At 47.0% G+C, this 25,106-nt stretch carries 10 protein-coding genes; 9 read left to right on the top strand and 1 reads right to left on the bottom strand.

From position 1 onward, the window contains the following. Nucleotides 1-13: 13 nt before the first annotated feature. Nucleotides 14-3,013, bottom strand: a complete 3,000-nt coding sequence (locus ACW9KT_RS05450) for a SusC/RagA family TonB-linked outer membrane protein (protein WP_457078353.1) — start codon at nucleotides 3,011-3,013, stop codon at nucleotides 14-16. 398 nt (nucleotides 3,014-3,411) lie between these two features. Here ACW9KT_RS05450 and ACW9KT_RS05445 point away from each other — a divergent pair, with 398 nt between their 5' ends. The 9 genes from ACW9KT_RS05445 (at nucleotide 3,412) to ACW9KT_RS05405 (ending at nucleotide 25,077) form a co-directional block, all read left to right on the top strand. After that, nucleotides 3,412-6,591 (top strand): SusC/RagA family TonB-linked outer membrane protein, encoded by a 3,180-nt coding sequence (locus tag ACW9KT_RS05445; protein ID WP_457078352.1) that lies wholly within the window; start codon nucleotides 3,412-3,414, stop codon nucleotides 6,589-6,591. Nucleotides 6,592-6,639: 48 nt separating this feature from the next. Beyond that, nucleotides 6,640-8,097 carry a SusD/RagB family nutrient-binding outer membrane lipoprotein gene (locus tag ACW9KT_RS05440; protein WP_457078351.1) on the top strand — a complete coding sequence of 486 codons (1,458 nt, stop codon included), beginning with the start codon at nucleotides 6,640-6,642 and terminating at the stop codon, nucleotides 8,095-8,097. Nucleotides 8,098-8,295: 198 nt separating this feature from the next. Continuing rightward, the gene (locus ACW9KT_RS05435) at nucleotides 8,296-9,639 is read left to right on the top strand and encodes a c-type cytochrome (protein WP_457078350.1); all 1,344 of its coding nucleotides are present in this window, start codon (nucleotides 8,296-8,298) and stop codon (nucleotides 9,637-9,639) included. Nucleotides 9,640-9,856: 217 nt separating this feature from the next. Then, entirely contained in the window at nucleotides 9,857-13,054 is a 3,198-nt protein-coding gene (locus tag ACW9KT_RS05430; protein ID WP_457078349.1) for a SusC/RagA family TonB-linked outer membrane protein, read from the top strand. Nucleotides 13,055-13,066: 12 nt separating this feature from the next. Further along, a complete protein-coding gene (locus ACW9KT_RS05425; RefSeq protein ID WP_457078348.1) occupies nucleotides 13,067-14,698 on the top strand; it encodes a RagB/SusD family nutrient uptake outer membrane protein in 1,632 nt (543 codons plus the stop codon). A 305-nt stretch (nucleotides 14,699-15,003) separates the two neighbouring features. Further along, nucleotides 15,004-18,213 (top strand): SusC/RagA family TonB-linked outer membrane protein, encoded by a 3,210-nt coding sequence (locus tag ACW9KT_RS05420; RefSeq protein ID WP_457078347.1) that lies wholly within the window; start codon nucleotides 15,004-15,006, stop codon nucleotides 18,211-18,213. Nucleotides 18,214-18,275: 62 nt separating this feature from the next. Further along, complete coding sequence (locus ACW9KT_RS05415; RefSeq protein ID WP_457078346.1) at nucleotides 18,276-19,667, top strand: RagB/SusD family nutrient uptake outer membrane protein; 1,392 nt, start codon at nucleotides 18,276-18,278, stop codon at nucleotides 19,665-19,667. A gap of 519 nt (nucleotides 19,668-20,186) precedes the next feature. After that, nucleotides 20,187-23,420 carry a SusC/RagA family TonB-linked outer membrane protein gene (locus tag ACW9KT_RS05410; protein ID WP_457078345.1) on the top strand — a complete coding sequence of 1,078 codons (3,234 nt, stop codon included), beginning with the start codon at nucleotides 20,187-20,189 and terminating at the stop codon, nucleotides 23,418-23,420. 37 nt (nucleotides 23,421-23,457) lie between these two features. Continuing rightward, on the top strand, nucleotides 23,458-25,077 hold the full coding sequence (locus ACW9KT_RS05405) for a SusD/RagB family nutrient-binding outer membrane lipoprotein (protein ID WP_457078344.1): 1,620 nt from the start codon (nucleotides 23,458-23,460) through the stop codon (nucleotides 25,075-25,077). Nucleotides 25,078-25,106 lie beyond the last annotated feature (29 nt).

The following is a 25,106-nucleotide window of genomic DNA, read 5'->3' as shown; positions in this document are numbered from 1 at the left end:
AAGCAAGTAAAGATTAAAAATCAAGGCTCAGGTGAAAGAACACACGCCGAGTATTGGGGAAACTGCTCACATCCACTTGAGCACCATTGGAAGTAGCACCAAAGTTTGAAACTTCAGGATCATAGCCCACATAATCAGTCCAAGTGAGCAAATTGTTCCCTGATGCCCCTACCCGAATGTTACGCACAAAGTCTTTGAATAAAGCAGTGCGTATGCTAGCTGGTACTGAATAGTAGATGCTGGCCTCGCGCAGCCGTACGTAACCGCTATTTTGAATAAACTCACGAGCGCTTAAGCCTCGCCGCTGCAAACCATTCACTACGCCATCATTGTCGTCATCCTGGCTCCAGTCCTTGGTAGTACCACCTTCGTCTTGCAGCAAACGGCTCAGATTGCTTGTATAGCTATCCTTGCGCCAGTGGAGCAGGAACGATACTTCCACATTCTTGAACAGAGTGAAGTTGTTCAGGAAGGACATTTGAAACTTAGGCTGAGCCTCATTATAACGAGTCAGAAAGCTAGGATTGTTAGGGTTGTCAACGGCACTCGTAGGCGTACCGTACCAACGTGAAGGCGACTCACCTAATGCGAACACGTTGCGACCATAGCCGCTACCGAAACCTAAACCAGTATTAAAGGCTGGTACCTCAATGCGGGTTACCTCCGTGCGATTAAACCAATACTGTGTAGTTGATACCCAGTTGAAGTTTTCGCTGCGGATAGGAGTAACACCAAGAGACAATTCCAGACCTCGGTTTTGCAGGTCACCTACCGGGAAAGCACGAATAGATGTCACACCAGTACTTGGGGCCAGTACATACGAATTAATAAGGTTTCTGGCGACCTTATTATAAACGGTTGCCTCTAAGGTGATGCGGCTGTCGAGAAAGGCGAGGTCTACGCCGGTTTCAAACTCTGTGGCGCGCTCTGGATCGATCTCTCGGTTGCCTACCACCGTTGAAGGCAAGAAGCCTACGCGGCCACCCGTACTTGTATTAACTAGGGGGGAAAAAGTAGAGCCGAAGAAGCCAGGAGCACCAGTCTCACCATAAGCTGCACGGAGCTTCACCAGATTCACCGATGGCAGATCAAAGAAGCCAAATTTAGCTATGTTAACTGCCAAAGAGGCCTTAGGGAAAGCATAGTACTTGTTGGGGTCACCGTTGCGGCTCGATTTGTCGAAGCGCACACCAGCGGTAGCGATGATCTGATCGTTAAAGTTAACCTCCTGCTGCGCCACGTGACCAATGTCACGCTCTGAGCCAAGTTCTACTTCTTGGGTTACCAGTGAGCTACGGTTTGGAGTCAGTGGTTCGCCAGGGGCCAAATTTTGTCCTTGGCTGAAGCTTAAGTTACGGTCCAAACCTAAACGTACCGTTCCAACCTGCGAGGTGAGGTTGATGGTTTCGCCCAAGCGCCAGTCATATACCAAGAACCCTTGGAGGTTATAGTTAAAGAATTGGTTCTTCAGCACACGCACCGCGCCTGGGTTAGGCAGGTTGCGCTGAGATTGTAAATCAGCGGGCAGTGCTAGAATTGCATCACTATTTGAGTAGTCGATACCACCCTGCACAGCCAGACGAAGTGAGGATGACTCATTCTCCAGAATGCGAAGCGTACCGTTCACAGCTTGAACCGTGCGATTGGTATTTTCCTCGTTTATAGCCCGCTCTACGATAGCTAATGGGTTATCACCGCCATATGGATTGTCTGGGAATATACCTGCCTCATTAGGCTGTAGCTGAGCATAGCTTGGCAGATAGCCTAAAGTATAGCCTAAGCTTACACCACGGTTATCATTGCCCGTGAATCCACGGCGGTTCTGCGAACGAATGAAACTGGATGTGATGCCAATGTCGATCCGCTCTCCAATTTTCTGGTCAAGGTTGGCGCGAATAGAATTACGCTTGAAACCCGTGCGGTTAACGATACCACCTTCGTCGGTGCTGGTACCAGCTACGTAGAACTTCGTTTTTTCCGAACCGCCTGAGACACTTAATGAAGTATTACGCAGAAAAGCGGTATTACCGAAAATCTGCTTTTCATAATCGTATACCTGTCCGCTTGCTTGAGCATCTGCCAGACGTTGCTTTTCAAGGGTAGCGCGGGCTCCAGTGTACTTGAGGTCAATCTTCTCATTAGTCCAGTCTTCCTTACCCAATAAATTCCATGCCTGGGCAAAGCCTAAATCTTGGTTGAAGCTAACACGGGTTTGACCAGCTACACCGCGCTTGGTTTTGATGATAATTACCCCAGCATTAGCACGAGTACCATAAATGGCTGCCGCGCTGGAGCCTTTCAACACCTCAATGCTTTCAATATCATTAGGATTTAGGTCAGCTAAGCGGTTAACTGGGTTGTCCTGGGTGCTACGACCTGCAGTAGTCGAGGCAGCGGCAGAGAATGCGGCTGCACCGGCACCATTACCAACTTCAGCATTCACAGCGTACACGCCATCTATAATATAGAGAGGCTGTGTACCACCTGTAAGCGAGGAGATACCGCGTAGCTGAATAGCTACACCGCCACCTGGGGCGCCTGAGGTTTGAGAAATGTTAGCACCTACTACTTTTCCATTTAGAGCGGCGTCAACAGTTACTGGACGGGTGCTGCCTACTAGTTCTTTTGCCGAAATAGTAGTTACAGCGTTAGCCAAGTTTGACCGCTTAATAGAGGTAGCTAGGCCTGTTACTACTACTTCTTCCAACTGGCGGGTATCTGTAGCTAGCTGTACGTTGAAAACGCTTGTACTTCCAATTGGCCGTTCAACGGTGAGGTAGCCAATAGATGAAAAAGCAAGTGTAGTAGCTGTAGAAGGTACGCTTAAAGTGAACGTGCCATCGCTACCAGTTGATGCTCCAACAGTTGTGCCTTTTACTAATACGGTTACTCCTGGAAGCCCTTGTCCACTCCCGGCATCAGTTACTCGTCCGGAAATACTTCTATCCTGTGCTACCACCTGCTGCAACAGCGCGGTAAACAGTAAGAAGATGAGGAATAAAGTTTTTTTCATGTGGTTTAAGATTGGTGAGGGTTAGGTTAAAAAGCTGTTTGGTGAAAGGAATTGGGCAAATAGATGAAATTTTGTTTTCTCCTCGACAAGCTAAGCAAAAGTTTACTTGTTTCATTATATGCTCACACGAAACAGTAAGAAAGATTGACAATAGGATATCTATTACCACAAATAATTATAAATACAGCAAATGAACTATTCAATTTACACAATATTTGATAGGCATATCCTCAATCATTTTGTCATTTGAGTAGCACAGGCAAAATGTCCTTAGTGTGCTTTTATCTGGGTTTTTCGCTCGAGCTAGGGTAGTTATTTAATAGAAATTTAACCTATACTTGTCATAATCATTCACTCACTAATCCAATTAACCCATTCTTTCACTCAAATAAAACATAATGAAAAAACTCTTATTTATGGTCATCCTGTTCATGACTAGCTTGTTGCAGCAGGCTGTCGCACAGGATCGGACCGTTACTGGCCGCGTCACAGACCGCGCCTCTGGGCAGGGTTTGCCCGGAGTCACGGTATTAGTAAAAGGCACGACTATAGGTGCTTCTACTAATGCAGAAGGTGATTTCTCGTTAAGTGTTCCCTCATCGGCCACTGCTCTAACCTTCTCCTCTATTGGTTATGTTAATATGGAGCAGGCCCTTGGCACCAGTTCTGTAGTCAACGTTAGTCTAGGTACTGACACGAAGCAGTTGGGCGAAGTAGTAGTAACTGCATTGGGCCGCGAAGAGCAAAAGAAGTCTCTTGGTTATGCAGTGCAGGACATTAAAGGGGCTGAGTTCACACAGGCTCGCGAAACCAACGTTGTCAATTCGTTGGCGGGTAAAATTGCTGGTGTACAGATTTCTAACAGCACCGGCGCAGCAGGTAGCTCTTCCCGTATTGTGATCCGGGGGGCAAAATCTATTGCCGGTAACAACCAACCTTTGTTCGTAATCGATGGCCAGCCCATTGATAACTCCAGCTTCTCAAACTCCGGCTCAGGTGGGGGTATTGACTATGGCAATGGCGCTTCCGACATCAACCCCGACGATATTGAGAGCATGACCGTACTAAAGGGTGCTACTGCATCAGCTCTTTATGGTACGCGTGGCGCGAATGGCGTAATTGTTATCACTACCAAATCAGGTCGTAAAGCCCGCGGTATTGGTATTAGTGTTAATAGCACCACCACATTTGAAACCCCGCTGAAGACGCCTGATTTTCAAGATCAGTACGGGCAAGGCAGCGGCGGGGAGTTTGAATATGTAGATGGTGGCGGTAGCGGCACCAATGATGGTACCGATGAAAGCTGGGGTCCTCGTTTGGATGGGCGTCTGATACCGCAGTACAACTCGCCAGTTGTCAATGGTGTTCGTCAGGCTACGCCATGGGTTACCTCAGGTAAAGACAATGTCAGAAAGCACTTTTTCGAAACCGGCCGCACTTTAACCAACAACGTTGCCTTATCGGGCGGTAATGAGAAGGCTGGCGTTCGGGTGTCATACACAAATCTTGATCAGAAAGGTATCTTGTACAACACTTTTCTGCGCCGCAACACGGTGAACGTGAATGGCGGAGTTGATGTGACCAGCAAATTCAAGCTCAGCACGAATATCAACTACTCTGAGACCCGTGGCCGTCGTCCAGGTCAGGGCTATGACGAGCTGAACGTAATGCAGCAGCTTTATACTTGGTACGGTCGTCAAGTAGACGTGCGCGACTTGAAAAACCTGTATGAAAATGGCGGTCGCAATGCCAACTGGAACTCGAACTACCACAACAATCCTTACTTCGTACTGGGCGAAGCGACCAATGATGACCAGCGCGACCGGGTTATTGGTAATTTAACTCTGACCTATGCCTTGACTGATTGGCTGACGTTGACGGCTCGCACCACGAATGACTTGTACAATCAGTTCAACCAGCGTCGAGTGCCAGCTGAAACCATCAGCAACGCTGAGCAGGATGACTACACTGAAGAGCGGATTCGTGTTCTGGAGCGCAACAGCGAGTTTCTGGCTGCTGCTAATCGTAACCTGACAGAAGACATCAACCTTGATGTGCTAGTAGGTGCTAACCGTCGTGACAACGAGTTGGACAGAAGCCAAATTGCCGCTCCTGACTTAGCTGTTCCTGGTTTATTCGCGTTGGGTAATGCCTCTGGAGGCCTCGTGACTGGTAATAACTTTGGGGTCAGCAATTCTAACAATGCCGCCATTCTAAACCCGATTCAGAACCGCCGCATCAACAGCTTGTACGGTTCAGCTCGTGTTGGCTATAAGAATTTCGCTTTCTTGGGTGGTACCGTCCGTAACGACTGGACTTCTACACTTCCAGCCGCCAATCGCTCTTTCTTCTACCCTTCTATCGACGCCTCTCTGGTGCTAACCGAAGCTTTCGGTATTGAAGAGTCTTTCCTATCATTCGCTAAGATAAGAGCAGGCTACGCTGAAGTTGGTAACGACACTGATCCTTATCGTTTGCAGAATATCTATACAGGTGCTACGGCTTTCGGAAGTCGTCCCGTTCAAACTGTTTACAATATTCTCTACAACCCTGAGCTGAAGCCTGAACGCACGCGCTCAAGTGAGGCAGGTATTGAAGTTCGCTTCTTAGAAAATCGGATTGGACTGGACTTAACAGCTTATCAGACCTCTAGTACCGATCAAATCCTGACTGTGCTTACTTCGGCTTCAACAGGATATACTGCCTCAGTATTGAACGCTGGTACTCTCACAAACCGAGGTGTTGAAGCCATTCTGACTGTTGCGCCTTTGCAGGCCACAAGCCCATTCCAGTGGAACTTGACGGCTAACTTCGCGGCTAACCGCAACCGCGTAAAGGAATTTGACGAAGAAGGTCAGATTCAGAACTACGTCATTGGTAGTTCAGGCTTTGGCGTAAACGTAGAGGCTCGCAGAGGTGAGCGCTATGGTGCTTTGTTTGGTGATGCTTTCCTACGAGTACAGGAAGGTCAGTATAAAGGCCAAATCGTTTATGGCGAAGATGGTACTCCCCTAGTTGATCCTACTCGTCGTGTTTTGGGGTACTATACGCCAAACTGGATTGGGGGCCTGACTAACCAGTTCCGCTTTAAAGGCCTTGATTTAAGCTTCACTATCGATACCCGCCAAGGTGGCTCACTTCAGAGTGAGACCAACATGTGGGGTACTTATGCTGGCGCGCTGACTTCTACACTCCCAGGTCGTGAAGAAGGAATTATTGGAGAAGGTGTACAGCAGAATGCAGATGGTAGCTATCGCCCCAATGATGTTCGTGCCGCTGCTGAGGACTACTACAAAGGCCTTGCGTATACTGCTCGCGAAAACAGCGTTTTTGACGCCTCATTCGTAAAGTTGCGCGAAGTTCGTCTTGGCTATCAGTTGCCTGCCTCTGTAATCAGCGGAACGTTTATCAAGGGCGTTGGTTTCTCGTTTGTAGGTCGTAACCTGTGGCTCATCAGTTCGAAGGCTCCAGGCATTGACCCTGAAACTTCCTTCAACAACGGTAACACGCAAGGTCTGGAATCCACTCAGATTCCTTCCGTTCGTAGCTACGGCTTCAACATCAACTTTACGCTGTAATTCAGAGCCGCCATTTAGGCGGCTCTCTTACTCCTTAATCAACATCCCATGATTTCTAGATATCGCAAACTCGCACTAGCGCTTCCCTTAATATTAGGGCTTGGCGCTTGTGAGAAAGACTTTGACGAACTTAATACCAACCCAAACAATGCGACGGTTGGCAATCCTGCTTATATTCTAACAAACGCACAACAGTCCAATATCTACCGGCTTTTTGATATTCCGGCGAACCAAGATGGCGGACTGCTTGTCATTCAGCACTGGGCGAAAGTTCAGTACACGGAAGAAGACCGGTATGCCTTTCGGGCTACCTCTTACCAAAGCATCTGGGACGGCTTCTACGCTGGCGGCTTGCAGGATTTCAATGAGTTGATTGAGCAGGGTAAAAAAACCAACAATCAAAATCTGCAGGCTGTTGGCCTGATCATGCGCAGCTATTTCTTCTCTGTGCTTACAGACTTGTACGGTGATATTCCCTACTCAGAGGCCCTACGCCTCTCGGAGAATATTCTGGTGCCTAAGTATGACTCTCAGGAAGAGGTTTACAATGGCTTGCTCGCCGATTTGAAAACAGCTACCAGTCTAATTCAGGTAGGTGGCTCTGCAGTAAGCGGCGATGTAATGTATGAGGGCGACATGGCTAAGTGGCAGAAATTTGGCAACTCTCTACGCCTGCGCCTAGCCATGCGTATTGTTGATGCTAATCCAGCTTTGACTCGCACTCAGGTTACGGAGTTACTAAGCGCCAATACTCCCCTGATTAGTAGCAATGATGATAATGCACAGTTTAATTTCTTGGCTAGTGCATCAAATACAAACCCTGTTTACTTCAATCGCTTGACTCGCGATGACCACCGCGTTAGCCGTACTATCACCTCACGGTTGAGCCGGTTGAACGATCCGCGCTTGGGAGTATATGCCAACCATCCCGAATCCGGCGATTCAGTTGCTTTCTACCGTGGTGTTCCAAATGGGCTTACCACCGCCAATGCAGCAGCTCTAGGACCGTTTTCTACAACTTCTAAAGTAGGCGACGCATTTACCGCTGCCGATGCTCCGGGTGTACTACTCACGTATTCTGAAGTTCTGTTTCTCAAGGCTGAGGCAATTGCTCGTGGCTTTGTAACGGGTAATGCCGCTACTGAATACCAGAATGCCATCCGTGCCTCTATGAATCAACATGGTTTGACTGGTGCGGCTGTAACTGCTTACCTCGCGCAGCCTAGCGTTGCCTACAATGCTAGCAACTTCAAGCAGAGCATAGGCGAACAGAAATGGATTGCCCTGTACGGCCAAGGTGTTGAAGCATGGTCGGAATGGCGTCGTCTGGATTATCCTCAGCTAAAAGTAGCAGCCAGCCCTGCTTCTGCTGCTGCTGGCAAAATTCCAGTACGCTTCCGCTACCCTGCCAATGAGCAGACAACTAATGCTGCTAGCCGTGCAGCAGCAGTTGCAAGGCAAGGCGCTGACTTAATTACCACTAAACTATGGTGGGATAAATTTTAGACTAAGAAGTCTTGCTGAAAAAGCCCCCCAGCTGTTGTTGGGGGGCTTTTTGTTTGTATTCAATTCGCGTCCTAGACTTTTTGACTACTTGGCTTCTATGCCTGAGGTAGCCCGGTTGCCTACATACAGTATTAATATGTAAATTTCAGTTTGAATACCTCTAACAAGTAAGTTGTAGCGCTTATAGCGCAGTTCTCAATGCTTCTCTTCCCTCAGCTAATTACTACTATAAAAAAATTTCTGAGCTACCGTTTACGTCTGCCGATGCAGGTTATGCTGCTGATAATAGTAGCTAGAGTTAGTGCTGGGGGGCAAAACCTAGTAACGTACACGCAACATATTGCACCAATCATCCAGGCAAACTGTGCGCCCTGTCACAAGCCTGATGGTGCAGCCCCTTTCTCTCTACTCACTTTCGAGGATGTGGCGCGCCGGGCCCGTACAATTCAGTCTGTTACGCAGAGCCGATACATGCCTCCGTGGAAAGCTGATCCGCACTATGTATCGTTTGCTAATGAGCGCCGATTGAGCGAAAAGGAAATAACGCTAATCAAGCAGTGGACCAGCAGAGGCACACCTCGTGGCCCGAAGGCAATAGCAGCTTCGGCTGCTGTGAAAAATGCCCCCCAAAGGAAACCTGATTTGGTTTACCGCCCCAAAAAGGCGTTTGCCATCAAAGGCAACGGCATGGAGAACTTCGTTATGTTCAAAATACCGTTTGAGCTTGCCGCCGACCAGGCCATTGAGGCAGTTGAATTCATACCTGGCAATCGTCGTCTACTACACCACGCCAACTTTGCCGTGCAGTATGTTGGCCCCGAGCTTGACATCAACTCAGGGCAAGACTATGTAATTTCAGATCAATTTCTTACCAACCTGCATGAGTTTAAGCCTCTCATGCAAACGATGGTTTACTACGGTGGCTGGATTCCAGGTGCCAGCCGCCAAACGTTTCCAGCAGGTATAGGCTTTACGATGCCTCGACGGGGTGTCATATTACTCACCGTCCACTATGGTCCGTCTGCGGCAGACACATTGGACTGGTCACAGATCAACCTTTATTTTGCCAAATCACCTATTGAGCGTGTGATTCAAGGAGTTAGTCTTGGCTCTGGAGGCATAGGTAAGATCGATCCACCTTTAATTATTCCAGCGGATAGCGTCAAGAAGTTTGGAGTGCAACTTGAAACAAGTACCGATTTGTCATTGCTATATGTGTGGCCTCATATGCATTTGATTGGCAAAAAATTCAAAGCATGGGCAACTACTCCTGAAGGTAAAGAGATTCCATTAGTAAGTATACCCGAATGGGATTTTCGTTGGCAGGAATCTTATCAGTTTCGCCAGTTAATTAAAATACCTAAAGGCTCGATCATAAGAGCTGAAGGCACTTATGATAATACAAGCGGTAATTCAAACAACCCTTTTTCGCCTCCTCAGACTATAATATCACAGGATTTAATGGAAACGCGAAGTGAGATGCTGAATCTGATAATGATTTTTCTTCCTTACCAAAAAGGAGATGAGATAAAATCTATATAAAGACCCCTTAATAACCAGACTATCTAAACATAAACTTTACAATAATATTTATGATTCATATTATATTAAAAATGTTTTAATGTGTGTACATCCAATTAGTGCTTCAATTTAATCAGCTTAAAAACTGACTTAAGGTCTTGTTTTATACAAATCATCCCTATTTTTATCGGTACGAAATTCATTTTCACTTTTAATTACTTACCCAAACCCTTTTTGCATGAAAAAAATCTTACTCATGAGCATCTTGCTCATGTTAACCTTGCTACAGCAAGCCACGGCTCAGGACCGGAATGTCTCTGGTCGGGTCACTGATCGACAGACGGGAGAAGGATTGCCCGGTGTAACAGTCCTATTGAAAGGATCTACTAACGGCATTTCAACTAACTCTGATGGTACCTTTACTCTAACCGTTCCTAGCACGGGTGGGACATTAGTATTTAGCTCAATCGGCTACATTCAAATAGAGCGAGAGATTGGTCAAAATAGCCAAGTGAATGTAGCATTAGCCGGTGACACCAAGCAACTTAGTGAAGTAGTCGTAACAGGCTATGGTACGCAGGAGCGCCGGGATGTTACTGGATCTATTTCCTCTGTTAAAGGAGAGGAAATTGCTAATCTAGCTACTCCTAGCTTTGATCAGCAATTAGCTGGTCGGGCTGCGGGTGTACAAGTAACTACCCCTTCTGGCATTTTGGGCCAAGCGCCCCGTATCCGTATTCGTGGTACGAACTCAATTTCCTCAGGTGCTTCCCCACTGATTGTTGTAGATGGCATTCCAGTAATCACAGGCAACCAAAGTGGTGTAACACCTAACAACCCACTCGGTGACATCAACCCTGCCGACATCGAATCGTACGAAGTGTTGAAGGACGGCTCTTCAACCGCTATTTATGGCTCACGTGCTGCTAACGGTGTAATCCTAATCACAACGAAGAAAGGCAAATTAGGCAAAGCCACTATTAGCTACGATAACTGGCTTGGTATAGCTGAAACTACGAAGCGTTATGATGTATTGAATGCGGATCAGTTCATTGAGATCAATAACGAAAAATTTGCTAATGCTGGTCAGGCTCCCCAAGCTTTTCCTTATGCAGAAGGAAGTAATGTTCTGAATACAAGTACTGACTGGCAGGACTTGATTTTCCGCAAAGGATTTCAGCAAAACCACGTTGTATCAGTTGCAGGCGCTACAGAGAAAACGAACTATTACTTCTCCGTTGGCTATACTGATCAAGAAGCAGTTATTCTTGGCAACTCTTTGAAGCGGGCAACCTTCCGTTCGAATCTGAATCAGGAGGTAGCAAGCTGGCTTAACATAGGTATGAACCTAGGTTTAACGCGTAACGAAAACCAAGGCTTGAATACTGGCCGTAATGGTCTTTCAGGTAACGTAACTAACGCCCTATCTGTATTCCCTAATATTCCAGCTCGGAACCCAGATGGCACACCTTATATCAGCACAACGAGTCCAGCTCTGATTGGTCGTGGCAGCAACACACAGAATATTGCTTTCAACTATCCAAACGTGTTGTTTGCAATTGAAAACAACAAGTATGAAGCTACTAATTACCGTATTCTAGGTAATGTATTTGCTGAAGCAGTTCCATTTGAAGGTCTACGTCTGCGCACTCAGTATGGAGCTGACCTTTTCTTAAATAACGATTTTCAGTTTAATGACCCACGTCACGGTGACGGATTGGGTAATGGAGGTTTAGTATTTCAGCAATTTGCTCCAACTCAGCGTTGGAACTGGTCAAACACAGCTTCGTACGATAAAATCTTTAGTGACGTTCACAAGATAGGAGCCGTTGTAGGGGTAGAATACCAGAAAACTCGTACTCAATCGTATTCGGCTACAGGCACCGGCCTTGCTGACCGTTTCTTTGGCTCAGAAGGACTTATTAACAATACTATTGGCACGCCAACAGTTGGTGGTAGCTTCGCTGAAACTGGGTTTGACTCCTACTTCGGTCGCATCAACTACTCGTTCAAAGATCGTTACCTGTTAAGTGCTACCGTTCGTAACGACGCCATTTCAGCTCTACCAGAAAATAATCGTCGCGGTTACTTCCCAGGTGGTTCGGTAGGCTGGCGTATTTCTCAAGAGCCTTTCTTTAAAGGATCTGCTCTTGGAGCAATTGTATCTGATTTGAAGATTCGGGCCAGCTACGCACAGGTTGGTAACGTTGAGATTGGCAACTACCCTTATCAGAACCTATTCGGTCCTGCTAAATATGGCACTCAAAACGGTATTGGCTATGGTGCTAACATTGGCAGCAACATTGGCGGCCAATTGGGCAACCAAAATCTTCGTTGGGAATCATCCAACAAAAAGGACATAGGTATTGATCTTGGCTTCCTTGATGATCGGTTTACTTTGACAGCCGATTATTATCGGAATGATATTGACGACTTGATTCTAGGTGTGCCAACTCCAGTATCATTGGGTATTCCTAATAACCGTTATTTCGATAACATTGGTGCTATGCGCAATGAGGGCTTCGAGCTCGGTATTAACACCCAAAATATCAGCAACGAAGACTTCAACTGGACGACTAACATCAACTTCGCTACTAACAAGAACGAAGTACTGGAACTTAATAACAACGAAGACATTTTGTTTCCTTACAACATCAACCGTGTTGGGGAATCTATTGGTGCACTGTATGGCTATGACTATCAGGGCGTAAATGCAGCTAACGGCAACCCTATCTATCGCAAGGGTGATGGAACCTTTGTACAGGGTAACGTCGATAACAGCCAGTATTATGCTTACGATCCAAGCAATCCAGGTAGCCCCATAGTATTCGGCAACGCAAATGCTGCACTGAATACTCCTACATCATCTTTGAGTGCTGCTCAGGATCGTTTCATCTTGGGAAATACCAACCCAACTTGGTTTGGTGGTGTTAACAACTCGTTCAGCTACAAAGGGTTAGACCTGGCGATTTTCTTCCGTTTCTCTGGAGGCAATAAAATCATGAACGTAACGCGTCAGCAGTTACTTCGTCAGGAGTTCTTGAATAATGGTACCGAGATTCTCGATCGTTGGACTACTCCAGGGCAGGTAACGAACGTTCCAAAGCTGCGGAGCCTCAGTTCAGACTTCGTTAACTTGAATAACGCTTCTGTAACTCGTTTCGTTGAGAAAGGTGATTTCTTACGCTTGCAGAACGTGACTCTGGGTTACACGCTACCTAAGCAAGTTGTTGGTGTAGCTGCCTTGTCTCGAGTACGCATTTATGGTCAGGTACAGAATGCGTTTACAGTATCTAAGTATAGTGGTGTTGACCCAGAAGTTGATTCGAATGGTAACTCTACTACTAATACCACTGCCAACTCAGAAGTTGGTGTTGATTTCAACAGCAACCCACAGCAACGTGTTTACACAGTGGGCTTAAACGTAGCTTTCTAATCTCGCTTTCTTATGAAGAATAATATTTTGCCTTCATTTCTTCCTCACCGAGTTCGCTTGCTTGCTCTGACAGCTTTTCTGTCTTTTGGCTTGGGCGCTTGTGAGGTAACAGACCTTCAACCCAAAGATAGCTTGCCTGAAGAAGCAGCATTCTCAAGCACGTCTAATATTAACTTAGCAGTTACTGGTTTGTACAATGCTGCACAATCGGGCTTCTATGATCCTTTGAATGGTACCGCCGTTGCTGTACGTGGCTATCCTTTTGGGGCTGCGGCACAAGAGCTTGGTGATATCCGTGGAGAAGACGTAGTTGATATAGCTGGCTTCTTTGGTATTGTCTATTCAAACCAAATCACCCCAGCCAGCCCGAACGTTGTAAACATGTGGTCAACTCTATATGGGTTGATTAACCAAGCTAATATTACAATTGAAGGCGTACGCACTGCTAGCACAAGCGGAGTTATCACTGCTGAGCAGGCAAATGTGTACGAAGGGGAAGCTCGCTTCCTGCGGGCTTTAGCTTATCATGAATTGGTAATTAATTTTGCTAAACCTTATGCGGATGGCCAAGGAAGTAGCCCTGGTGTTCCTTACCGAGAAACCGCTCTTAACTCTATCGCCAAGGTAGAGGAAGCAAAATCGGTGGGTCGTGGTACAGTTGCGAATGTGTACACTAAGATGCTTGAAGACCTTCAGTTTGCTGAAGACAACTTGCCGGCAACTAGAGCAGGATCTGCCAAAGTAACTAGGGCTACCAAAGGAGCTGCTATTGCCTTGAAGCAACGTCTTCGGCTGCACCAAGGAAACTACGCTGAGGTGATCAGAGAAGGAAACAAAATGATTTCTACGGCTGCTCCCTTTACTAGCGCAATTGGAGCCTACGCCTTAGCACCTACTCCTCAAGCAGCTTTCCCTGGTGGTGCAACCACTACAGCCGAGAATATATTCTCGATTGAAAATAGTAGTGATGACAACCCTGGAGTCAACGGATCATTGCCAGCTATGTTTGGTTCGGACGCCCAGCCTCCAGCAGGTATCGGTGGACGTGGTTTGATTGCTATAAGCCCAATTCTGTATAATGCGCCCTTTTGGTCGTGCACAGATTTGAGACGTACGGAGCTTACCCAAGCTACGACTACTCGTTATTTCACGCGCAAATACCGTGATGCTTTAACACGCTCAGATTATGCTCCAATAGTTCGCTATGCAGAGGTAATACTGAACCAAGCGGAGGCAGAAGCACGTGCAAACAACACTACTCGTGCCTTGGCTCTGTTGAATGCGGTTCGTAATCGTGCGATTACAGTAGAATCAGAGCGCTACACTGCTGCCTCCTTTCCTACTACGACAGCTCTCATCGGTGCTATTTTGAATGAGCGTCGTATTGAGTTTGTCGCAGAGGGTTTCCGCTGGGATGATATTCATCGCTTGGCTGTTGACCCTGATTTCAGAACGAATGGTATCCCACGTAAGCTTGCGAACACGCAAGCAGTGCTTGCAAACTATGCGTGTCGGACTCCGCTCACAATAACGGGCAGCACTGCACCAGTGGCATATAATAACACTTTCTTCCTATGGCCTATTCCATCGATTGAAGTGTCTGTCAATCCTACACTTAGAGACCAGCAAAATCCTGGTTACTAACCAACTGCTTACATAAAAAGCCCCCCAGAAATTCTGGGGGGCTTTTTTATTTCATTAATTATTAGTGAGTGTATACATTAATTTATAAAATCATCAGGTTTAGAAAAAACTACTTAATTGTTGTAAAACGTTCTTGGTCAAGGTTTTGAATAACAACAGTTTGATTATAAATATACCCCATATAGTGAAAAATATAGCTTTTCTATTGTTTTAATGTGCCCAAACACTTGTTATTATAATGTTAAGAAGTTTGAATTATGCTTATCTTGGTCTCTCATTTTTAACATCTTTAATCAATCTATTGCATGAAAAAAATCTTACTAATGGGCTTTTTGCTCATGTTCACTCTGTTGCAGCAGGTGAGCGCACAAGATCGAAGCATCTCTGGTCGGGTTACAGACCGCCAAACAGGAGAAGGGCTTCCAGGGGTAACGGTCTTGTTAAAAGGTACCACCAATGGTGTTTCGACCAATTCAGATGGCACCTTCACACTGTCAGTTCCAGCTTCAGGCGGCGTACTGACTTTTAGCTCTATTGGATTTGTTACTACAGAGCAACCCATTGGCACTAACAGCCAAATCAACATTGGACTAGGAGCAGACACTAAAGCGCTTAGCGAAGTAGTGGTAACCGGCTACGGTGGGTCGCAGGAAGTTAAAGACATTACGGGTTCAATAGCACAGGTAAAGGAAGAAAAACTACTTCTACAACCTGTACAAAGCGTTGATCAGGCCCTACAAGGGCGTATGGCAGGCGTAAGCATTAATACGACTAGCGGTACTTTGGGTGATCAAGCAGCGGTACGCATACGGGGCGCTAACTCTATTTCTGGTAGCTCGCAGCCGCTTTACGTAATTGACGGTATTCCACTGAACACTTCTGATCAAGGCAATGCGCTTAGCACTCGCTACAATCCATTAGCTGATATCAACCCAAATGATATTGAGTCGGTTACTGTATTGAAAGATGCTTCAGCCTCTGCTATCTATGGCTCACGTGCTGCTAACGGCGTAATTGTTATTACAACTAAGCGTGGTAAGTCTGGCCAAAATAGAGTTTCGGTTAACTCGTTTTTTGGTGTTCAGCAGGCTGTTCGTCGACCAAACGTATTGAATGGAGCTGATTTCGTTACCATTAGCAACGAGAAAGCTAATAATAGCCGTTTCGGCAGCTCAAACGGTACAGTCAATACCACTTATCCTATCGACATTGCGAAGCCAGTTGATGTGAATGGTGATGGAATTGATGATGAAACCAACTGGATTGATGAGATTTTCCAGACCGGTACCCAGCAAAACTATCAAGTAGCCTTATCAGGTGGCAACGAATTTGCCAAATACTACGGTTCAGGTGACTGGAACGATCAGAAAGGTATCATCATGAAAAACCGCCTGCGGCGCGGTTCCGGACGGTTAAACCTTGATCTGACTCCTACTAAATGGTTGAAGTCAGGTGTTAGCCTTAACTATGCGAGAACGTATAACCAAGGCATCAACGGTGAGAATGCACTAGCTGGCGCTACGGTTTCTGGTTATACAGCTCCACCCAACGTTCCTGTATTCAACCCTGATGGCACGTATTACGTGAATAGTCTGGGTAACCTTGGTAACGGAAATAATACCATTCCAAACAATTCAATTGCTCCAAACGCTTATTACCATATTCCTGCTACACTTTCGTTGAACAAAAATGATAACGAGTCGCAGCGTACACTTGGTAATGGTTATCTGACAGTAGAGCCCTTCAAGGGGCTATACCTTACAACAAAGTATGGTATTGACTATACCACTAACTTTGAAGAACAATACAGCAGTGGTATTCTCGGCGGCTTAGGCCGTGATATACTTGGTCCTGGCCAGCTTGGCTTAGTTCAAGATTATAACACTGACCGTACCCAGTATAACTGGCAAAACTACGCCAACTATGATCGTACTTTCGGTGAGAACCACACGGTAGGGTTAATTGCGGGTATTGAATACCAAGAGACAAAGCTGCGCCGTATTTATACAGTTGCTGGTGGCTTCTCCGATGAAAAGTTTCAGTCTATCATTGATAACGTTTTCTCATCGCAGGCTCCTGGTGGAGGGCAGTTGTCGGCACTAGGATTCAAATCATACTACGGCAGCGCTAACTACAGCTTTAGCAATAAGTATTACGCTAACTTCTCGTTGCGTGCAGATGAGTCCTCTGCATTCGGAGCCGCCAACCGCCGGGGTGTATTCCCTGCTGGCTCGGTAGGCTGGCGTATCTCGGAGGAAGGGTTCCTCCAGAATATTTCTGCAATAAATGACTTGAAAGTTCGTGCTAGCTATGGCTTAGTAGGAAACTCTAATGGCATAGGCAATTTTGCGTCTCGTACATTAGCTGGTGGTGGCCTTTATGCAGATGTGAACGGGTTTACCATCACACAAGTAGGTAATCCTAACCTTGGATGGGAGACGTCAAAAAAGCTTGATGTTGGATTTGATGCTTCGTTATTGAACAACCGCTTAAACATCGTTTTTGACTACTTCAACAACGACATTAGCGGTCTTCTATTGGCAGCCCCTGTAGTGCTAACCACCGGTGTTCCTTTGGCTTCTATCAACCGTAACATCGGCTCCATGTACAATCGTGGTTACGAGTTGACGTTGAACACGACTAACGTTCAGTTAGAAAACGGCTTTACCTGGACGTCATCTATCAACGGCTCGATCATAAAGAACCGTGTAACTGAGCTTGCAACTCCCAATGATATTATATCAGCTACGCAGAGAGCAAGCGTTGGGAAGCCTCTTGGCATTTATTACCTTCCTGAATGGGCTGGTGTAAATCCTGAAAATGGTAATGCTCAGTTCTATGATAAGGATGGCAACATAAAGCAGTATGATGCTGCTTATACTGTGCGTGGTGGCACAGCAGCAAGCCCTATTTTCACTACTGGCCGTTGGTTAGATGCTAATGGTGATGTCACTACTCCTATCGGTGCAGCTGACTTCAAATACCAGGATGGCAAAACTGGCTATGCTAAGTTTTTTGGCGGTTTCGATAATACGTTTGCCTTCAAAGGCTTGGAGTTAGGCATATTCTTGCAGTATAGCATGGGCAACTACATCTATAATGGTTACCGTTCAGCTTTGCTAAGCAATAACTTCCAAAACAACTCGGAGGAAATAAAGGACCGTTGGACTACTCCTGGCCAGGAAACTGATATTCAAAAGCTAGTGTTGCGCGATGCAGTATCTACTCAAGCTTCGACACGCTGGTTAGAGAAAGGTGATTTCTTGCGCATACGTCAGGCAAGCTTAGGCTATAACTTACCAGCTCCTTTAGTAAAGCGCTTAGGCTTGAATAGTGTGCGTGTTTATACCCTTGTTCAAAACCTGTACACATTCACAAAGTACAAAGGCCTTGATCCTGAAGTAAACACCAACGTGAATGCAGCCAATAATGCTGGTAATATCTCCTATGGTGTAGATGGCCGCTCAGTACCTCCAACTCGGAGCTTCACTTTCGGCCTTAACCTGAGTATCTAATTTTGCTCCCTTCCAAAATCATGTCATATAATTCCACTTTACGGCGGCTCGTCTTTTGCACCATGCTGCTCGCCACAGTCACCAGCTGTGAAGACGTTGTAGAACAAACACCCCCGAATGCACTTACTCCTGAAGAAGCTTTCGCTAATCCCGATCGTATTCAGAAAACTGCAACCGGAATGTACGACCAGTTGCAAAACGCCGAATTTTTGGGTGGTCGAGCGCTGATATACAGTGATATACGTAGCGATGACACCAATCCTGCCACTTTTTTTGGCAACATGTCCACTTTCAATGCTCTAGCCAATGATAATACGGTCAGGTTGGCTTGGACTGGTGGTTATCGGAGCCTTTATGGAGCTAACTTCTTTTTACAGAACATAGCCAAAAACCCAGGTAGAGTATCACCAGAGTTAGAAGCACAGTATATAGGCGAAGCCAAGTTTATTCGGGCTCTTATATATTTTCATTTGGTAAACCTCTTTGCACAACCGTACAACTTTACGGCTGATGCATCTCACCCTGGCGTAGTGCTACAGCTTGAGGCTCCTGATGCTTCCACAGCATTCGACGCGACCCAACTGAAGCCTCGCTCTACAGTAAAGGAAGTGTATGCTCAAATGGAGGTTGACTTGACAGATGCTATTGCAGGCCTACCAGAGACCTATACGAGCAACTTCGACAAAACTGCGCGCGCTACTAAGGATGCAGCCCGTTCTTTGTTGTCGCGTATTTACCTCTACAAGGGACAGTATGCTGATGCTGCTCGCTTAGCTGGTGAGGTTGTAACTGGAGCCCGCCATACACTAGCCGCCACTCCCGCTGTTCCATTCGCTCAAGCTACATTCTCTAACCCAGAGTCCATTTTCTCTGTGGCGATGAACGTAGCAGATAACCCGAATACGAACAACGCTCTAGGACAGCATTATGGCCGTCGCGCTGACATAAGCGTCAACCCTTATGCCTTGATACCGACCAACTTGTTCCCTGCGGATGACCGTCGCCGTTTGCTGTTGCTGACGCCTACCACTATCCCAACTTCGACAAGCACTCCTCTCATCTCTACCCGCAAGTACGCTGCAACTTCGGCTGACTATGTGCCGATTGTACGATATGCTGAGACGCTGTTGAACCGTGCAGAAGGACTAGCTCAAACTGCTACAGGTGTAAGTGCAGAAGCAATCACTTTATTGAATCAAGTGCGCAACCGTTCAAAGCCCGATACTACTCCTTCTTACACAGTAGCTAGCTTTGCTGACAAAGCAGCACTAATTGAAGCTATTCTATTGGAGCGTCGTTTGGAGCTTGCTTTTGAGGGTCACCGCTATTACGATTTGATGCGTTACAAGCGCAACTCCAGCCGTATTGCTTATGGCGCAGAAAGAGCTGTTTTGCCTATTCCTCAAGTTGATGTTCAGCAAAATCCTAACCTAGTCCAGAACCCTGGTTACTAGTCTGATAAGGTCCTTTTAGAAAGCCCTGGCTGTATAGCCAGGGCTTTTTTTTGTTCAGTTACATCTGGCTAATATTTGACTGAGTGTATAAGTAGATAAACCATCATTAACAAGCATGAAACTGTTTAAGCCGCTTAAGCATTAGCATCAAACAGTTTGGTAATCAAGCGATAAGGCATTAATCTAAAACTTACTATTATACACGATAAAAAAGGCCCCCCAGAGCATTCTGAGGGGCCTTTTTTATCGTGCCAAACTTTTTTTAAAATTATTAAAAAGCTCAAGCAACGGGAAACAAATCGTATGTGTCATTTACACTCACCTCTAATTGCTTGTAGTCAAACAAGCTGAACACTAATGTATTGGATAAAAAAATTGAAACTTATTGAATGCAAATACCATATAGATGATGGGTAAAGTGCCATGTCTAACTTTAGCAATAATCATTGAAAGTTTAATTATTTTAGCATTATAGTCATAGTCAACACTAGAGACTTTCACTTTCAAAAACTTTGGTGCATGAAAAAAATCTTACTCATGAGCATCTTGCTCATGTTCACCTTGCTACAGCAAGCCACGGCTCAAACCCGGACTATCTCCGGACGGGTCACTGATCGACAATCCGGGGAAGGTCTGCCTGGAGTCACGGTTTTGCTTCAGGGCACAACCAATGGCATTTCTACAAACGCCGATGGCGACTACACCCTAACCGTTCCGGCTAGTGGTGGTGTTCTTACCTTCAGCTCTATTGGCTATATCACTGTCAATCAGCCAATTGGTACGGATAATCAAATAAATGTAGCCTTAGGTACAGACACCAAGCAACTGAGCGAAGTCGTGGTGACGGCCTTGGGCATTCAGCGTGAATCACGTGCGCTTGGATATGCTGTTTCAGAGGTCCAAAGTGAACAAGTGGTGCAGAAATCGGAGCCGGACGTGCTGCGAACCCTCCAGGGGAAAGTGACGGGCGTCAATATTGGTGGCTCCAGCGGTGCTCCTGGTTCATCAACTCGTATCACCATCCGGGGTAACTCGTCGCTGCTTAATGAAAATCAGCCGCTGTTCGTTATCGATGGCATTCCTTTCGACAATCGCTCAGATCAATCGGTTAGTTCACTTGGCAACAGTGCTCCCTATTCCAACCGTGCCGTTGATATTGACCCCAACAACATCGAGTCCATCAACGTGCTCAAGGGTATTGCCGCTACGGCGCTGTATGGCTCGCGGGCCGCAAACGGCGCTATCGTAATCACCACAAAAACTGGTAGCCGCAATCGTGGTGATAAAGGGTTGCAAGTGTCCTATAATGCCTCTTTCTCGGCCGACCAGATATCGGGTTTACCTGAGTTTCAAAATAAATACGGCTCAGGCGGTAATGGCGTCTACTCACAAGCGAACGGCTCGTGGGGTCCAGCATTTGGAAGCACACAAGCGCCTGTCGACGTACCACATCCGTTTGATGTAACACGGCTCAACCAAGCGTTCCCGGAGTTTGTTGGTGCGCGCTATCCTTATCAAGCGTTTAATAACAACGTAAAGGACTTCTTTCAAACAGGTACGCTGTTTGAAAACTCGGTAAGCATTGCTGGCACGGGTGAAAATGCTAAGTTTTCGGCTGTGTTATCGCGCTCCGACCAAGAAGGTATGATTCCGGAGTCGAGGTTTGACCGCACAAGCATCAGCACAGGGGGCTCGGGTCAGTTCAATAAGCTCACGATAGGCGCCAACGTAACCTATGTGAATAGCGACCAGAACGGACCAACCCTAGGAGCTGCCAACGCTGTTGGTAACGCTTCTTTCCTAAATCGTTTGCTGTTCCTGCCACGTAACCTCGACCTCTCGGGACTACCTTATGAGAACCGAGTTACTCGTGGCTCAGAATTAGGCTGGCTAACAGGACAACCAGGGGCAGACAACCCTTACTGGTCGGTGCGTTACAATACGTATAATTCGCGGGTTGACCGAGTTTTGGGTAATTTGAATCTGGGCTACGACTTCACCGATTGGTTGAGCTTCAGCTTTACTGGTGGGGTTAACACCTACAACGATAAGCGTCGCTCCGTAATTCGTCCTGGCTCGGCAGGTGCCAACGGTACGGGCCAGATTATTCAAGATTACATTACGAATACCGAGCTCGAAGGCACAGCGCTGCTGACGTTCAATAAAAACCTTACGGAGGACATCAGCTTACGTGCTATTACAGGCTATAACGTTAACCAACGCGTCTACAACAACTCTTCCGTACTCGGCACCAATTATATTCTATTTGATATCGACGACATTACCAATACTCGTAACGTAGCCCAAAATGGGACGATTCAGCAGAGACGTCGCCTGTTTGGTGTACTAGGTGACGTTACGTTGGGATATAAGGATTTCATCTACCTGAATGCAACGGGTCGTAATGACTGGTCATCTACACTCTCACCAGGCAGCAACACATTCTTCTATCCGAGCTTCAGCGGCTCATTAATCTTTACCGAAGCCTTTGGTATTCAGTCGAACATATTGAACATGGGTAAGCTGCGTGCCAGCTGGGCTAAAGCCGGTAACGATGCCCCCATTAACGCACTCAACAATGTCTTCACAGTTAACCCAACCTTTGGCAATAACGCTGCCTCAATAGCATTCCCCTTCAACGGAGTGGCTGGCGCAGCACGGGGCGGACGGGTGAGCAACCCTAAATTGACACCCGAATTTACCAAGGAAGTCGAGTTCGGCACTGACTTGAATTTCTTCTCTGACCGCATCGTTCTGAGTGGTACCTACTACGATCGTCGTACTACTGACCAGATCATCAACCTGACGCTGCCCTTTGCCACTGGCTTCACTTCATTCCTTACCAATGCTGGGGAAGTCTCCAATAAAGGCGTTGAAGTTGCCCTAACGGTAGTGCCAGTTGATGCAGGCGGGTTCCGCTGGAGCACATTCAGCGCTTTCACCCGCAACCGCAACATTGTTGAGAAACTGGCAGAAGGAGTGCAGCAGCAGTTAAATGGTCTGACAGGAGCCTTTTTCTCAGATCCACAATCAATCCATCGTCCTGGCCAGCCTTACGGATTATTAGTTGGTTCGGTAGCCGCACGTGACCCACAGACTGGCAAGGTTCTCATCAACCAAGCTACCGGCCGCATGATTGTGTCGCCCACCGTTGATGTTATCGGGAACCCCAACCCAGACTTTACCTTGGGCTTCACCAACACTTTCACCTATAAAGGCTTGACGTTGCAAGGGGTGATTGATTACCGCCAAGGCGGCGACATCTGGTCGCAGACGATTCAGAGCTACTACTTACGCGGTGTAACCAAAGACACGGAGGACCGCGAAAAGACCGTGGTGATTGACGGGGTATATGGTAATCCCAACACCTTCGAACCCATTCTGAATAGCGACGGCAGTGCTACCCCAAATACGACTGCCATCTCCTATAACGATTTGTACTTCGGTACGGGCTCTTTCGCTAGTGCTGCTGCCTCGGAGTTTGTCGTTTTCGATGCCACGACCATTCGTCTGCGGGAAATAACTCTTGGCTATGATTTGCCGAGCAAGCTGCTAGATAAGACGAAGTTCTTCCGTGCTGCAAACCTCAGCTTTTCAGGCCGTAACCTATTTTATATTACGCCTAACCTTCCTAAGTACATGAATTTTGACCCAGAAACCAGCTCTTACGGTGCTGGTAACGCGCAAGGTTTTGACTTTACGAACGCTCCGTCTTCGCGGCGTTATGGGGTCAACTTACGCGTGACGTTCTAGGCATTGTTCTTCTTGTTCAACTTAGAACTTACTCCTCATGAAAATATCTAAAATTCCTGTTTCCATAGCGCTGATTGCGGTGCTGGCAGGAGGAGCTGGATGCGAAAAGTTTTTGGATGTCAATACGGACCCCATTAACCCGGTAGATGTCAATATCGATCTGCTCATGACAACTACTCAAGCAAGTATGGGTATTTACTTGGGTCATAACGTATTAGGCCTAAGCCAATATACCTCTGCTATCATGCAGCAGATTACCAATGGTCGTATCGGCACCTATGGTCTTACTGGTGAAACCTTCAATAATCCTTGGCAAGGTCTGTATACCAACGCGCTGTCTAACAACGAGGCTATTATTGAAAAGGGCACTGCTACCAATGCTTGGACTCACGTGGGCGTCGCTCAGATTCAAAAGGCCCATGTGTTCAGTCAAATGGTAGATGTGTGGGGCGACATTCCCTACTCAGAAGCGCTACGTGGGGCGCAAACATCGGCCACCAATTTTAATGCCCCCCGTTTTGATGACGACGCGGAAATTTATGCTGACCTGTTTCGTCTGATCGATGAGGGCATCGCCAACCTGCAGCGCACCGATGCTAGCCGGCCCTTAGGTGGTGATGACCTGATTTATGGCGGTAATCGCGACAAATGGATTCGGCTGGGCAATACGCTGAAGCTAAAGCTGTACAATCAGGTGCGTCTCGTGCAGGATGTTCGGGCGCAGGTTACGCCCCTGCTGACGCAGAACTTGATTACCGCCGATGACGATTTCGAGTTTCGCTTCGGTACGGGCAGTGGCCCTGAGAACCGTCACCCCGGTTTTCAGGGGGATTACGCGGGTAGCGGCCGTGAGAATGGGGTCAACCGGTTCTTCTATGATTTGATGAGAACTACCGGGGGAACTACTCCAGATCCGCGGATTCCTTACTATTTCTTCAATCAGTACACGTTGAACACGCCATCCGCAATAGCTGATTATCAAGATGGTCGTTTCATCACGGTACAGTTTGGCAGTAATGGCCCCCAGGCTAACACGAACAATGCGAACGTCCGTACGCTTCAGGGCTTGTACCCAATCGGGGGGCGTTATGACAATGGAGCTGGTTTGGCCGCTGGGGCTACTGGTGCCTCCGCTAGGGGCAACGTTCCGCAGCGCTTCATTACCTTCTTTGCTCGCAAGTTCATCGAGGCAGAGTTGCAGTTGATGGTGTTAGGTAATCAAGCTGCTGCCCGGACGGCCTTCAGCGAAGCGGTAACAGCTTCATTCAACAAGATCAACTCCATCATCACGACGACCAACCCGCAGGATGCGACTCAGTCTTATACTGTTCCGCAAATTCCTGCTGCTACTATCACTGCCTATGTTACCGCGGCGCTGGCTCGGTACGACGCGGCAGTGGGGGATGAGGCTAAACTCAACGTCATCATGACGGAAAAGTACATAGCCAACTATGGCACGGGCACGGATGTGTACACAGATTATCGTCGTACTGGGTATCCGCGCATTCCGTATTCTGACTTGCCTGCATACACAGGCACTGTTCAGACGGGCGCTTTTCCGGTTCGTCTGACTTATCGCAACAACGACCTGCTCACGAACCAGAATGCTCCTGCGCAGCCGAACGTAACGACCGATAAGGTTTTCTGGGATAAATAAGCTCTTGCTTTATAAAAGGCATAAGCGTC

This window comes from Hymenobacter sp. HD11105 (assembly GCF_054051685.1).
This window is presented reverse-complemented; position numbering and strand designations above follow the sequence as displayed.